Origin of the sequence: Streptomyces phytophilus (assembly GCF_013870535.1) — a bacterium.
Classification (GTDB): Bacteria; Actinomycetota; Actinomycetes; order Streptomycetales; family Streptomycetaceae; genus Streptomyces; species Streptomyces phytophilus.
Genome location: NZ_JACBXC010000055.1, coordinates 1 through 14,230, shown reverse-complemented (window position 1 = coordinate 14,230; position 14,230 = coordinate 1). Strand labels below are relative to the sequence as shown.

Below are 14,230 nucleotides of genomic sequence, written 5' to 3'. Positions count from 1 at the left end.
CGGGCGCGGAGGCGGCGCCGGGGCCTGCCGGGGCCGAACCGGCGGAAACGGGCGGGGTGTCCGCGGACGGGGCGGCCTCGGACCGCCCGTCGTCGCCGGACAGCTCCCGGGCCGTCTCGCGCAGGGCCTCCCAGTCGCCGTACACCGCGTCGAAGTCTTCGCGCCGGTCGCCCGTGCGGCCCTCGGTGTCGATGGTGCGGTGCAGGTCCGTACGGCCGCTCGCGGCGAAGCCGCCGTCCGGCTCCTGCCAGGGCAGCCCCCGCGGGCGTACGTCCCGCGCGAGACCCGTCTCCGGGTCGGCCAGCGCGCTGACGTGCGGCAGCACCCGCGGGTCGAGCCACGGCTCGCCGCGCCGCACGAACTCCGGGTAGACCGCGAGCCGTTCGCGCAGCTCGAACCCGGCCGCCGCCGACCGCTCCGCCAGCTCGTCGAGCTGCGGCCAGGGCCGCTCCGGGTTGACGTGGTCCGGCGTGAGCGGCGAGACCCCGCCCCAGTCGTCGATGCCGGCCGCGATGAGCTTGCCGTACTCCGCGTCCACCAGGTTCGGTGGCGCCTGCACCCCGATCGCGGGGCCGAGGATGAGGCGGGTGACGGCGACGGTGGCGGCGAGGTCGTCCAGCTCGGCGTCCGGCATGCCGCGCATCGCCGTGTCCGGCTTGGCGCGGAAGTTCTGCACGATGACCTCCTGGAGGCCCTGGTACGCGCGCTGCACCCGGCGCAGCGCGAACAGCGACTCGGCGCGCTCTGCCGCCGTCTCGCCGATGCCGATGAGCAGCCCGCTGGTGAACGGCACGGAGGAGCGCCCGGCGTCCTCCAGCACCCGCAGCCGTACGGCCGGCTCCTTGTCGGGCGAGCCGTAGTGCGGACCGCCGGGCTCGCTCCACAGCCGCTCGGCGGTGGTCTCCAGCATCATCCCCATGGACGCGGCCACCGGCTTGAGCCGCTGGAAGCCGGCCCAGGTCACCACCCCCGGGTTGAGGTGCGGCAGGAGGCCGGTCTCCTCCAGCACGCGGACGGCCATGGCGCGGACGTACGCCTGCGTGTCGTCGTACCCGTGGGCCTCCAGCCACTCGCGCGCCTCCGGCCAGCGGTCCTCGGGCCGGTCCCCGAGCGTGAACAGCGCCTCCTTGCAGCCGAGCGCCGCACCGCGGCGGGCGATGTCCAGCACCTCGTCGGGGGACATGAAAATCCCGTGGCCCTCGCGGCGGAGCTTGCCGGGGACGGTGACGAACGTGCAGTAGTGGCAGCGGTCGCGGCAGAGCCGGGTCAGCGGCAGGAAGACGCTGCGGGAGTACGTGATGACGCCGGGCCGGCCGGCCGCCGCCAGACCGGCGTCCCGCACCCGGGCGGCGGAGGCGGACAGGTCGGTCAGGTCCGCGCCGCGGGCCTGGAGCAGCACGGCGGCCTCGGACACGTCGAGGGCGACGCCGTCGCGGGCGCGCTTCAGGGCGCGGCGCATGGCGTTGGCGGTGGGGGCGGGGGTGGGGGTGGGGACGGGCGGGGGCTTCATCTTTCCGAGCATACGAGGCAGGTCGGACACCCGGGCGGGCCGCGGTGCGCGGGTGGCGGTTGCGGCGCGCGGGTTGCGACGTGCGGCATCGCGTCCCGGTCAGAGGAACCGGGCACAGGCGTCGAGTGCGCGCAGCACCTCCGTCTCGCCGGCGGGCGGGAGTTGGACGACCGTCTCCCGTACGCCCTGCGCGGCGAAGTACGCGAGCTTGCCCTCGCTGGGCCGCACGGCGTACGGCACCACCTCCAGCGCCTGCGGATCCCGCCCGGCGTCCTCCCACGCCTGCCGCAGCCGGGGGACGCTGTCGGTGAGCCCGCCGCCGCCGATGGGCATCCAGCCGTCGGCGTACTCGGCAACGTGCGCGAAGAGCTTCGGGCCCGGCCGCCCGCCGAGGAGGGTCCGCGGGCCGTGGAGCGGGGGTGCGTCCTTGCGCGCGCGGGGGGCCTGGACGGGCTTGGGGTGCGCGTCGGAGGCCCGTACGGCGGTACGCGGCGGGGAGGCACCGGCCGCGTCTGCGGCCGCGCCGGGCGTGTCTCCCGTGTCTCCCGTGTCCGCCGAGTCGTACGCCGTGGGCTCCGGCGCCCAGAGCGCGTTCATCAGCCCCATCCGCCGCCGCACCGGCTCCCGCCGCCCGCGCCAGTCGACACCGTGGTCGTCGGCCTCCTCCTCGTTCCACCCGAAGCCCACACCCAGCGTGAACCGGCCGCCGGAGAGGAAGTCGAGCGTCGCGACCTGCTTCGCCAGCACGATCGGGTCGTGCTGGGCGACGAGCGTGATGCCGGTGCCGAGCGCCAGCCGCTCGGTGACGGCCGCGGCCTGGCCGAGGGCGACGAAGGGGTCGAGGGTGCGCCCGTACTCGCGGGGCAGCGGTTCGCCCATCGGGGCGGGCGTGTCGCGGCTGACGGGGATGTGCGTGTGCTCGGGGAGGTAGAGCCCGTGGAAGCCGCGTTCTTCCAGCTCACGCGCGAGGACCGGGGGGCGGACTGTCTCGTCGGTGAGGAAGATCGTCACGGAGATACGCATTCGCGCAGTATCCGGCCCGAGTCGTAGGCTGGAAAGAACCGCAGCAGCGATTCCCCCGCCCGGATCCGGGAGGTTCGTCATGCCCGTTCGACGGCATCCGCTCGGGATGCGTCCGTTACGGCTCGCGTGCGCCGTCGCGTCGTGCGTTTTCCTGCTGCCGGGAGTCGCGGCGGCCCAGACGTCCGGCGGCGGCATCGGCAGCGCGAGCAGCGCCGCCGGGCGCTACGTCGACCCGGGCCTGAACGCGGGGTCGACGATGGGGGCGACCGTGGGGACGGGGACGACGACGTTCTCCGGAGGGTTCTCGTCGGATACGGGGACCGCCGCCTCCGGCAGTTCGGGAACCACGGACGGGGACAGGGCCGGGGACGGCGACGTCGGCTGGAGGTCGCTGCTGCTCGTCGTCGGCGGCGTGTTCCTGGTCTACGCCCTGGCCGGGAGGGCGACGCGCCTCGCCGGCGCCGCGGCGAACGCCGTGCACCGCCGCCGCGGGCGCGGGCGCTGACGGCGGCCCCGGCCGCACCGCCCGTAGCTCACGACCCACGCGTCCCGCACTCTTCCCTTCCGCGTCACCTGCCTATAGGACCCGTGTAGGACCGTCTCAGCGACGGCCGAACCCACGCGAAGGGACCGCACCCGTGGACAGACGCGACCTGTTGAAGCTCTCGGCGGCCACCGCCGGAGTGATGACGCTCGCCCCCGTGAGCTTCGCCCGTGCGGCGGACGGCGCGGACGGCTCCGCTGCCGGCGCCGCCGCCGACGGGTCCGAGGACAGCCGGACCGTCACCGGCCATCTGGAGCCGGGCGCGCCGGACTTCGTCTACCTGCCCGTGGACGTGCCGCGCGGAGTGCGCGAGATCCACGTCTCGTACGGCTACGACCGCCCCCAGGTCCCCGCGGGCACGACGGGCAACGCCCTGGACATCGGCATCTTCGACGAGCGCGGCACGCGCGACGGCGGCCGCGGCTTCCGCGGCTGGTCGGGCGGCTTCCGCACGGAGTTCGCGATCAGCGCGGACCGGGCGGCGACGACCCCGGCGTATCTGCCGGGACCCGTACGGGCGGGCCGCTGGCACGTGGTGCTCGGCCCGTACACGATCGCCCCGCAGGGTCTCGACTACGAGGTGACGATCACCCTGCGCTACGGCCCCGCGGGCGAGACCGCCCCGCCGCGGTTCCCGCCGGAGCGGGCCGGGGGCCGCGGCCGGGCGTGGTACCGCGGGGACTGCCACCTGCACACCGTCCACTCGGACGGCGCCCGTACGCCCGCGGAGACCGCGGCGGCGGCGCGGGCGGCGAAGCTCGACTTCATCACCACGACGGAGCACAACACGTCGTCCGGGCACGCCGCGTGGGACGGGCTGTGGGGCGACGACCTGCTGGTGCTGTGCGGCGAGGAGGTGACCACGCGCAACGGGCACTACCTGGCGGTGGGCACCGACCCGGGCGTGTTCGTCGACTGGCGCTACCGGGCACGGGACGACGCGTACCCCCGCTACGTGCGGCAGATCCACGCGGCCGGGGGCCTGGTCGTGCCGGCGCACCCCAACTGTCCGTTCGTCGGCTGCCAGTGGAAGTTCGGCTACGAGGGCGCGGACGCGGTCGAGGTGTGGAACGGGCCGTGGACGGCGGACGACGAACTGGCGGTGGCGGCGTGGGACAACGCCCTGACGGCGGGCCGCGAGGGCGGGAGCGCCGGCCGCGGCACGACGGACTGGCTGCCGGCGGTGGGCAACAGCGACGCGCACCGGGACGGGCAGGTCGTGGGCCTGCCGCAGACGGTGGTGCTGGCGGACGACCTGTCCCGGCAGGCCCTGCTGGCGGGCCTGCGGGCGGGGCGGAGCTGGCTGGCGGAATCGGCGGACGTGGACGTGGAGTTCACGGCGTCGGGCCCGCGGGGCGAGCACGCGGGCATCGGGGAACGGCTGCGGGCGGCGCAGGACGGCAGGGTGACGGTACGGCTGAAGGTCACCGGCGGCCCGGCGGAGGCGCAGGTCCGCTTCATGACGGACGAGGGCCAGCTGTACGCGACGACGCTGGCGGACGGCGCGGGGTCGGTGGAGTGGCGTACGACGCCGTCGTACGCGTCGTTTGTCCGCGCGGAGGTCCGGCACCCGGCGGCGGACGGCGGGGCGAGCGGGCTGCCGGGGGCGATGGCGGCGATGACGAACCCGATCTGGCTGGGCCGCTAGGGGGGAACCGGAACGAGGGGACCGGGGACGCGGAAGGACAAGCGCCCCGGCCCATCCGCCCCACCGGGCCCATCCGCCCCACCGGGCCCACCGGGCCCACCGGTCGTCCAGGGAGCAGCGGGCCTGCCTTACAGGAAGCCCCGCACCCCGCCCCCCGGATTCGGACACCCCGGTTTCGCCGGTGCTCGAACGGACGGCGCCCCCGGGGACATATAGAATCCAGCCGATCTGACGTACACGACAGGTTTGGCCTATGTGGTTGTCCACCGAGATCGTCTTCGCCACGGTGGTCTGCGCGGACTCACCGCAGCGCCTACCTGACGGTACGTCAGCTCACCCGCGGTGCGTGGACGGGGGCGCACGGCGAGGATCACACACCGCGCCGCTGCGCGGGGTGTGCTCCCGAAGGCCGAAAAACGTCCACTTGCTGGGCCATTGGCCCAGCCAGAGCGCTGTCGCTGCTGACTAAAACACCCCCGGCAGGGCAGACTTGGCTATCTGGAATCACCGGGACCGGGGAGGGGGCGGCCATGGCCCACGAAGACGAGACGAGTGCGCTGCGCTTCGCCGTGCTCGGTCCCGTCCGTGCCTGGCGCGGCGAGGAGTCCCTCCCGGTCGGTACGCCGCAGCAGCGGGCGATGCTCGCGGCGCTGCTGCTGCGCGGTGGCCGTACGGCGACGGCGCAGGAGCTGGTCGACGGCATCTGGGGCGAGGACCCGCCGCCGCGGGCGGTGTCGGCGCTGCGGACGTACGCGTCCCGGCTGCGCCGGACCCTCGGCGCGGACGCGCTGGTCAGCGAGGCCGGCGGGTACGCGATCCGGGCCCACGGCACGGAGGTGGACATCGCCACCGCCGAGGACCTGGCCCGCTCCGCGGAAACCGCCGCCACGGCGGGCGACTTCACGCAGGCGCGCGAGTGCTACGCCGGGGCGGTGGCGCAGTTCACGGGAGAGCCGCTCGCCGGTGTGCCCGGCCCGTACGCCGACTGGCACCGCGACCGCCTCGAAGAGCTGCGCCTGACCCTGCTGGAACACCGCATCGAGCTGGACCTGGACGCCGCGCGGCACGCGGAGGCGGTGTCGGAGCTGACGGCGCTGACCGCGGGCCACCCGCTGCGGGAACGGTTCCGCGAGCTGCTGATGCTCGCGCTGTACCGCAGCGGGAGGCAGGCGGAGGCGCTGGCGGTGTACGCGGACACGCGGCGCCTGCTCCAGGACGAACTGGGCGTCGACCCCCGCCAGGAGCTGGCCGAACTCCAGCAGCGCATCCTCCAGGCCGACGAGGATCTCGCCGCACCGAAGGCCGAACCGCAGGCGGGCGACGCGCCGTTCCGCGTCGTACGCCCGGCGCAGCTGCCGGCGACGGTGTCGGACTTCACGGGGCGCGTGGGCGTCGTGGAGGAACTGGGCAAGGAACTGGCGAACGCGCCGGACTCCGTCATGGCGGTGTCGTCGGTGTCGGGCATCGGCGGCGTCGGCAAGACCACGCTGGCCGTACACGTCGCGCACGCGGCGAGGGAGTCCTTCCCCGACGGCCAGCTCTACGCGGACCTCCAGGGCTCCGGCCCCTCCCCGGCCGAACCGGCCGCGGTCCTCGGCGCGTTCCTGCGCGCCCTGGGCACCCCGGACGCGGACATCCCGGAACCGGTCGACGAACGCGCCGCCCTGTACCGCTCGGTCCTCGCCGGCCGCCGCATACTGACCCTCCTCGACAACGCCCGCGACGCCGCCCAGATCCGCCCCCTCCTCCCCGGCACGGAGGGCTGCGCGGCCCTGATCACGTCCCGCACGAGGATGACGGACCTGGCCGGCGCCCACCACGTCGACCTGGACGTGATGGCCCCGGACGAGGCACTGCTGCTCTTCACCCGCATCGTCGGCGCGGAACGCGTGGACCTGGAACGCGACGCGGCCATGGACGTCGTAGCCGCCTGCGGCTTCCTCCCCCTGGCCATCCGCATCGCGGCGTCCCGCCTGGCGGCACGCCGCACGTGGACGGTGTCGGTGCTGGCGCGGAAGCTGTCGGACGAACACCGCCGCCTGGACGAACTCCGCGTGGGCGACCTGGCGGTGAAGGCCACCTTCGAACTCGGCTACGGCCAGTTGGAACCGGAACAGGCCCGCGCGTTCCGCCTCCTGGGCCTGGCAGACGGCCCGGACATCTCCCTCAGCGCTGCCGCAGCCATCGTGGACCGTTCCACGTCGAAGACGGAGGAGATCCTCGAAGTCCTGGTCGACGCCAGCCTGCTGGAATCAGCGGCCCCCAGCCGCTACCGATACCACGACCTCGTCCGCCTGTTCGCCCGCGACTGTGCGGAGCGTGAAGAACCGGCAGCGGACCGCGAGGCGGCGCTGTCGCGAGTGCTCGACTTCTACCTCGCCACCGCAGCACGGGTGTACGAGCTGGGCCGCCCCGGCGACACGCTGACCAAGCACCTGAATCCGGTGGCACACCAGGGGCTGAAGTTCGACGACCGCGAGGCAGCACAGGACTGGCTGTTCACCGAGGCGGCCTGCGTCCTGGCCGTAGTCCTTCAGTTGGCTGCCGGCGACACCCTGGCCCGTACCGCAGACACCTTGCTCGCAGCCAAAGACCTGGCCGAGTCCGGGGCATACTCGGTGCAGTTCGTCCGGGCCGCAACGGCGGCGCTGAACGCAGCGCAGGAAGCCGACGACGTCGCGAGTCAGGGCCGGGCGCACACGGCGCTCTCCTCCGCCCATATCTTCACCGGCCGGTTCGAGCACGCCGACCAGCACGCTACGCACGCCATGCTGCTGGGGCAGGCTTGCGAGGACGTATGGGTGTGCGGCGAGGCGGCGAACGACCGCGGTCTGCTCGCGTCCTTTCTCGGGCGTACCGAGGAGGCCGGGGGCTATCTGGAGCAGGCGCTCGCCGCCTACCGCTCCGACGGCAATCTCGACGGCGCGGCCAGCGCTCTCAACAACCTCTCGCGGGGGCACACCGAGACCGGAGCCATGGCCCGGGCGGTCGACCTCGCGGAGCAGGCTCTGGAGATCTTCCGGAAGGCGAACGCTCCGCTCGGCATGGCCAGCAGCATGTACACGCTGGGCATCGCGCTGACCGGGGTCGGCCGGAACCAAGACGCCATCACCCAGCTCACGCAGGCTCTCGACATATTCCGTGCCCACCGGATGCGGCTCTGGGACGGCCTCACCCTGTTCCGGATCGCGCAGGTCCATCTGGCTGCCGACCAGGCTCCCCAGGCTGCGACTGAGGCCGAGCAGGCGCTGGTAAGGCTTCAGGGCATCGGGGGCGACTGGCACCGCGCCAATGCCCTCACAGTGCTGGGCCGAGCCCTTCAGCAGTTGGGCCAGCCCGGCCGAGCCCACGCGTGCTGGGCAGAAGCGCTGTCGCTCCACGAGAAGGCGGGATCCAACGAAGCCGCCGAGGTCCGGGAACTGATGACCGTCGCGGCTGCGTCATAATCGGCTGAACAGCAGCGTTCATCGAACGTTTATCACGACCCGTCATTCTCCTAGTCAACGGCTCGTTGGTCCGGGGGAGTAACGGGTCGTGCTGCAGGCCGCAGTCCCAGCACCCGTAGCGGTGAGCGGCCACGTGGGGCCCGTCCGGCGATCCGCGGGGGAATCGCCGGGCGGGCGACCGCTCGAAGTACGTCACCAAACTAGGGGGTTAACAGTGCCGGAGGAGAAGGAACCCGAGGTCACCATTCTCGGCAACACCAAGCCTACCCCGCCCGAGGACGACAAGATCGTCCGCAAGCCGGGGACCAAAGCGAACGATCCCGCCAAGGACGAGGACGACTCGTCGGGCGACCTCAAGCCGCTTGGTAATACCAAGCCCTGACGACTTCAATGACGGCCCGAGGGGGGGCCAGACGGCCCGGTCGCGGCAGCAAGATGGGGACTGCTGCGGCCGGGCCTTTCTTTTGCCTCGGAGCGCAACTTGCCTTCTGCCAACCACATCGTCCGTCGACATCAGGCCGTACGTCCCGGCGCTGCTGACACAGCGCCGCGCCCCACGGCAGACTGTCGAGCCGGGCTGGGTGTACCGGAAGGGGTGGCGTATGGCCGGGGGTCCTGGGCCGCCGCCGGGGGGCGGCGGGGGCGGCGGGTTGCTGTACTTCGGGCTGCTGGGGCCGGTTGCGGCGTGGCGTGGGGGTACCCCCGTCAACGTCGGGCCGCCGCAGCAGCGCACCGTGCTGGCCGCCCTGCTGATCGGATCCGGCCACCACGCCTCCAGCCACGAACTCGTCGACGCCCTCTGGGGCGAGGACCCGCCGCGCGATGCCGTGGGGACGGTACGGACGTACGTCTCCCGGCTGCGGAAGGCACTCGGCCCGGACGCCGACCTCATCACCGGCCACGCCGGTGGCTACGTACTGCGCCCGGCAGGCAACACCGTCTCGGACGTGGCGATCGCCGAGCAGGCCGTCGCCCTCGCCGACGCGGCGGCGCACGGCGGGGACAGCGGGCGGGCCCGCGGCCTGCTCCGTCAGGCCCTCGGCCTCTGGGACGGCGAGCCGCTCGCCGGTTTGCCCGGGGCGTTCGCGGAGGCGGAGCGCGCGCGGCTCACCGAGTGGCGGCTGTCGCTGCTGGAGCGCCGGCTGGCCCTCGACGTCGAGGCGCACGATTACGCCGAGGCCGTCTCGGAGCTGACGGCGTTGACGGCGGCGTACCCGCTGCGGGAGCGGCTCCGGGAGTTACTGATGCTCTCGCTGTCCCGCAGCGGACGGCAGGCGGAGGCGCTGGCGGTCTACACGGACAGCCGGCGGCTCCTGATCGATGAGCTGGGCGTGGAGCCCGGCCCGAAGTTGGCGGAACTGCAGCAGCGGATCCTCCGGGGAGGTGAGCAGCCCGTGGCACCCGTGGCCACCGTGCCCACGCTGCTGTCACCTGCCCAGCTTCCGGCGAGGCTGGCGGACTTCACGGGCCGGGACGCGTTCGTGGACGAGTTGGGCAAGCAGTTGGAGCAGGCGTCCGGCATGGTGATGGCGGTCTCGTCGGTCTCCGGCATCGGCGGCGTCGGCAAGACGGCCCTCGCGGTGCACGTCGCGCACGGCGTACGGGAGTCGTTCCCCGACGGCCAGCTCTACGCGGACCTCCAGGGCGCGGGTGCGTCACCGGCGGAACCGGCCGCCGTCCTCGGCTCGTTCCTCCGCTCCCTGGGCACCCCGGACGCCGAGATCCCCGAGCCGCTGGAGGAACGCGCGGCGCTCTACCGGTCGCTGATCGCCGGCCGCCGTGTCCTGGCCCTGCTCGACAACGCCCGCGACGCCGCCCAGGTACGCCCCCTCCTGCCCGGCACCGAGGGCTGCGCCGCGGTGGTCACCTCCCGCGCCCGCATGGCGGACCTGGCCGGCGCCCACCACGTGGACCTCGACGTCATGGCGCCCGACGAGGCACTGCTGCTCTTCACCCGCATCATCGGCGACCACCGCGTCACCCCGGAACGCGGCGCGGCGATGGACGTGGTCGCGGCCTGCGGCTTCCTCCCGCTGGCGATACGCATCGCCGCCTCCCGGCTGGCGGCCCGCCGCACCTGGACGGTCTCCGTCCTGGCCCGGAAACTCTCCGACGAACACCGCCGCCTGGACGAACTCCAGGTAGGCGACCTGGCGGTGAAAGCCACCTTCGAACTCGGCTACGGCCAACTCGAACCCGAACAGGCCCGCGCCTTCAGGCTTCTGGGCCTCATCGACGGCCCGGACATCTCCCTCCACGCGGCAGCCGCGATCCTGGACCGCACGGAAGACGACACCGAGGACCTCCTCGAAACCCTGGTCGACACCAGCCTCCTGGAATCCACAGCCCCAGGCCGCTACCGCTACCACGACCTCGTCCGCCTCTTCGCCCGCACGTGCGCACATCGCGAAGAGGACGAGGCCGAGCGATACGCGACGCTCTCGCGCCTGCTGGACTTCTACCTCGCCACCACTGCCAAGGCGTCTGCGCTCATCCGCCCCGGCGACACACTGGTCACCCATCTCTCGCCCGTCGACCACGACGGCCTGCACTTCGAAGACCGCAAAGCCGCACACGACTGGCTTTCTGCGGAGGCAGACTGCCTGCTCGCGGCAGCCGTGCAGTTCGGGTCAGGGGACACCCTGGCCCGTACGGTGGACCTCCTCCTGGTCGCCAAGGATCTGGCGGAGTCGGGCGCGTACTCGCCGCAGTTCGTCCGGTCGGCCACGATCGTGCTGGAAGCGGCGCGGGCCGCCGACCACACACGAAGCCAGGGCAGAGCCCATCTGATACTGGCCGCTTCGCACATCTTCGCCGGCAGGTTCGAGCAGACGGATGTGCACGCAACACAGGCGGTGCTCCTCAGCGAAGCGGGTGAGGACGTATGGGTGTGCGGTGAGGCCGCCAACCTCCGAGGGATCGTCGCGGACCTGCAAGGCCACAGCGCACAGGCGCAGGCGCACCTGGAGTCGGCTCTCGCCTACTACCGCGCGGACGGCAACGTGGAGGGCGAGTCCAGCTCCCTCAGCAATCTCTCGCGTATGCACTGCGCGGCGGGACGAGTCTCGATCGCCGTCGACCTCGCCGAGCAGGCGATCGCCGTCCACCGGCAGCTCGGCACGGATTTCCGGATGGCCAACTGCATGTACGCGCTCGGCATCGCCCTCACCGCCGCCGGCCGGTACGACGACGCGCTGCTCCAGCACACCCAGGCCCTCAGCATCTTCCGCGAGAACCGCATGCACCTATGGGACGGCATGACGCACTTCCGCATGGCCGAAGCAGCCCTCGCGGCCGAGCGGCACTCCCAGGCCGCCGTGCTCGCCGAGCAGGCGCTGGCAAGGCTCCAGGGCATCGGCGGCGACTGGCACCGGGGCAGGGTCCTCACCCTCCTGGGCCGCACGCTGCTGGCAATGGGCCAGCGGGGTCGCGCGCGTGCCTGCTGGACCGAAGCACACCGCCTGTTGCAGAAGTCGGATTCCGCCGAAGCCGCCGAGGTCAGCACGTTGCTGGCGTCCATTTCACCCAGCTGACGCCCGCCTCGTGGCGGCCCGTCCGCGTCGGGCATCATCAGCCGGAGCCCCGCGTCTGCCCGGACGTCAGCCTTGGGGTGCCTGTGTCGAGCCCGACTCCCGGAGGTCACGGGCTTCCGCCAGGCACGCCCGTGCCCGGTCCTCCTGGCCGAGTTCGTCCAGGGCCCGGCCGAGTACGGTCAGTGCGCTGCCGCGGTGCCAGTCGCCGCCTATGCCGCGGAGTTGGGAGAGGGCCTTCTCTGCGTACGAGGCGGCCTCCGTCGGCTGCCGCATGGCGAGGTGGACCTGCGCGATGCGGAAGTAGGCCAGGCCCTCCCACAGGCCCATCCGGTGCTCGCGGAAAGCCGGGATGGCCAGGTCCAGTTGGGCGAGGGCGTCCGCGTGCCGGTCGGCGGTGGTGAGTGCAATGGCCAGGTGGTATCTGCTGCACGCCATGCGGAGGAGGGCGCCGACTTGGCGGTCGATCTCCACGGTCTGTTCGGCCACTTCGATTGCCGTGGCCGTCGCACCCGCGTCGATGTGCAGGCGGGCGAGGTTACCCAGCGCGCACGACTCTCCGTCCAGGTTCCCGTCCTCGCGGTACGCGGCCAGGGCCTGGTCCAGGTGGTGTCTGGCATCGTCCAGGTCTCCAAGGAGGGAGGCCATCAACCCGAGGTCGTTCTCGGCTTCGCCGTGCACCCAGATGTCATCGCAGGCACGGGCAAGCCGGCATGCGTGAGCGGCGTGCTCGTACGACAGCTCGAACTGCCCTGCGAACCCCCGGGCGGCTGTCACCACGACATGCGCCCGGGCCTGGCTACGGGTGTCGCCCGCCCGTTCCGCGGCCTCCAGCAAGGCGGTCGCAAGGCGCAGGAACCGCGGGGAGTAGAGGCCAGATTCCGCCAGGTCCTTGGCGGCCAGCAGCAGGTCCACCGTGTACGGGAGCCCGTCGCCGCCGGCGAACTGGCGGGCGGCGGCGAGTAGGCACTCCACCTCGTTGAAGAGCCAGTCCCGCGCCGTGTGGTGGTCGTCGAAGTCCAGGCCGGTGCGGGTCACCGGGCTCAGGTGCCTGATCAGGGTGTCGCCGGGGCGGCCGAGTTCGTACACCCTGGCCGCCGTGGCCAGGTAGAAGTCCAGCAGGCGGGATCGGGCCTCCGCCCGTTCCGCCGGGGGTTCTTCGCGTTCCGCGCAGGTGCGGGCGAAGAGGCGGAGGAGGTCGTGGTAGCGGTAGCGGCCCGGGGCTGCCGATTCCAGGAGGCTGGTGTCGACCAGGTCCTCCAGCATCTCTTCGGTGTCGTCTTCCGTGCGGTCCAGGATCGCGGCTGCCGCGTGGAGGGAGATGTCCGGGCCGTCGATGAGGCCCAGGAGGCGGAAGGCGCGGGCCTGTTCGGGTTCGAGTTGGCCGTAGCCGAGTTCGAAGGTGGCTTTCACCGCCAGGTCGCCTACCTGGAGTTCGTCCAGGCGGCGGTGTTCGTCGGAGAGTTTCCGGGCCAGAACGGAGACCGTCCAGGTGCGGCGGGCCGCCAGCCGCGAGGCGGCGATGCGTATCGCCAGCGGCAGGAAGCCGCAGGCCGCGACCACGTCCATCGCCGCCGCGCGGTGGGGTTCCACCCGGTCGGCGCCGACGATGCGGGTGAAGAGCAGCAGGGCCTCGTCCGGGTCCATCACGTCCAGATCGACGTGGTGGGCGCCGACGAGGTGGGCCATGCGGGCGCGGGAGGTGATCAGTGCCGCGCAGCCCTCGGTGCCGGGGAGGAGGGGGCGTACCTGGGCGGCGTCGCGGGCGTTGTCGAGGAGGGCGAGGACGCGGCGGCCCGCGAGGACCGAGCGGTACAGGGCGGCGCGTTCGGTGAGCGTTTCGGGGATGTCGGCGTCCGGGACGCTGAGCGCGCGCAGGAACGAGCCGAGGACGCCCGCCGGGTCGACCGGGGACGGGCCCCATCCCTGGAGGTCCACGTACAGCTGGCCGTCGGGGAACGACTCCCGGGCCGCGTGCGCGACGTGCACCGCCAGGGTGGTCTTCCCTACGCCGCCGATGCCCGACACCGACGACACCGCCATCACCATGTGCGGCGCCTGCACCAGCTGTTTGCCCAGTTCCTCCACCACGTGCCCGCGGCCGGTGAAGTCCGGGAGGGTGGCGGGCAGTTGCGCCGGGGCCACCGACTTGGCCACCGGTGCGGGCGGCGGCCGGTCCGTGCCGCGCAGGATCCGCTGCTGGAGCGCGGCGAGCGCCGGGCCCGGTTCGACGCCCAGTTCGTCCGTGAGCTGGCGCCGGGTGTCCGTGTACACGGCCAGCGCCTCCGCCTGCCGGCCGCTGCGGTACAGCGCCAGCATCAGCAGCTCCCGGAACCGCTCCCGCAGCGGGTACGCCGCCGTCAGCGCCGTCAGCTCCGAGATCGCCTCCGCCCGCCGCCCTACCTCGACGTCGAGTTCCAGCTGCCCCTCCAGCAGCGACAGCCGCCACTGGGCCAGCCGCGTCCGCTCCCGCTCCGCGTACGGTCCTGGCAGCCCCGCGAGCGGTTCGCCGTCCCACAGGTCCAGCGC

8 protein-coding genes are annotated in these 14,230 nt (G+C 73.0%); 5 read left to right on the top strand and 3 right to left on the bottom strand.

Going from position 1 to position 14,230, the window contains the following annotated elements:
* Window positions 1-1,522 (bottom strand): 7,8-didemethyl-8-hydroxy-5-deazariboflavin synthase CofG (gene cofG, locus H5J30_RS05920; protein ID WP_258563127.1); only part of this gene is annotated, 1,522 nt, incomplete at its 3' end.
* A gap of 87 nt (window positions 1,523-1,609) precedes the next feature.
* Window positions 1,610-2,533, bottom strand: a complete 924-nt coding sequence (locus tag H5J30_RS05915; protein ID WP_181786098.1) for an LLM class flavin-dependent oxidoreductase — start codon at window positions 2,531-2,533, stop codon at window positions 1,610-1,612.
* Between the two features lie 106 nt (window positions 2,534-2,639).
* On the opposite strand from H5J30_RS05915, the gene H5J30_RS05910 reads away from it, so the two are divergent.
* From H5J30_RS05910 to H5J30_RS05890, 5 genes are all read left to right on the top strand, one after another.
* Entirely contained in the window at window positions 2,640-3,038 is a 399-nt protein-coding gene (locus tag H5J30_RS05910) for a hypothetical protein (protein WP_181786097.1), read from the top strand.
* Window positions 3,039-3,219: 181 nt separating this feature from the next.
* Complete coding sequence (locus tag H5J30_RS05905; RefSeq protein ID WP_181786099.1) at window positions 3,220-4,725, top strand: CehA/McbA family metallohydrolase; 1,506 nt, start codon at window positions 3,220-3,222, stop codon at window positions 4,723-4,725.
* A gap of 530 nt (window positions 4,726-5,255) precedes the next feature.
* Window positions 5,256-8,171, top strand: coding sequence for an SARP-family global regulator AfsR (gene afsR / locus H5J30_RS05900; RefSeq protein WP_181786096.1), 2,916 nt, complete (start codon window positions 5,256-5,258; stop codon window positions 8,169-8,171).
* A gap of 214 nt (window positions 8,172-8,385) precedes the next feature.
* Window positions 8,386-8,553: a hypothetical protein gene (locus tag H5J30_RS05895; RefSeq protein ID WP_181786095.1), complete on the top strand. Its 168-nt coding sequence runs from the start codon at window positions 8,386-8,388 to the stop codon at window positions 8,551-8,553.
* Window positions 8,554-8,773: 220 nt separating this feature from the next.
* Window positions 8,774-11,704: an AfsR/SARP family transcriptional regulator gene (locus H5J30_RS05890; RefSeq protein WP_181786094.1), complete on the top strand. Its 2,931-nt coding sequence runs from the start codon at window positions 8,774-8,776 to the stop codon at window positions 11,702-11,704.
* 66 nt (window positions 11,705-11,770) lie between these two features.
* On the opposite strand, the gene H5J30_RS05885 is transcribed toward H5J30_RS05890, so the two are convergent.
* The coding region (locus H5J30_RS05885; protein ID WP_181786093.1) for an ATP-binding protein at window positions 11,771-14,230 on the bottom strand (2,460 nt) is incomplete at its 5' end.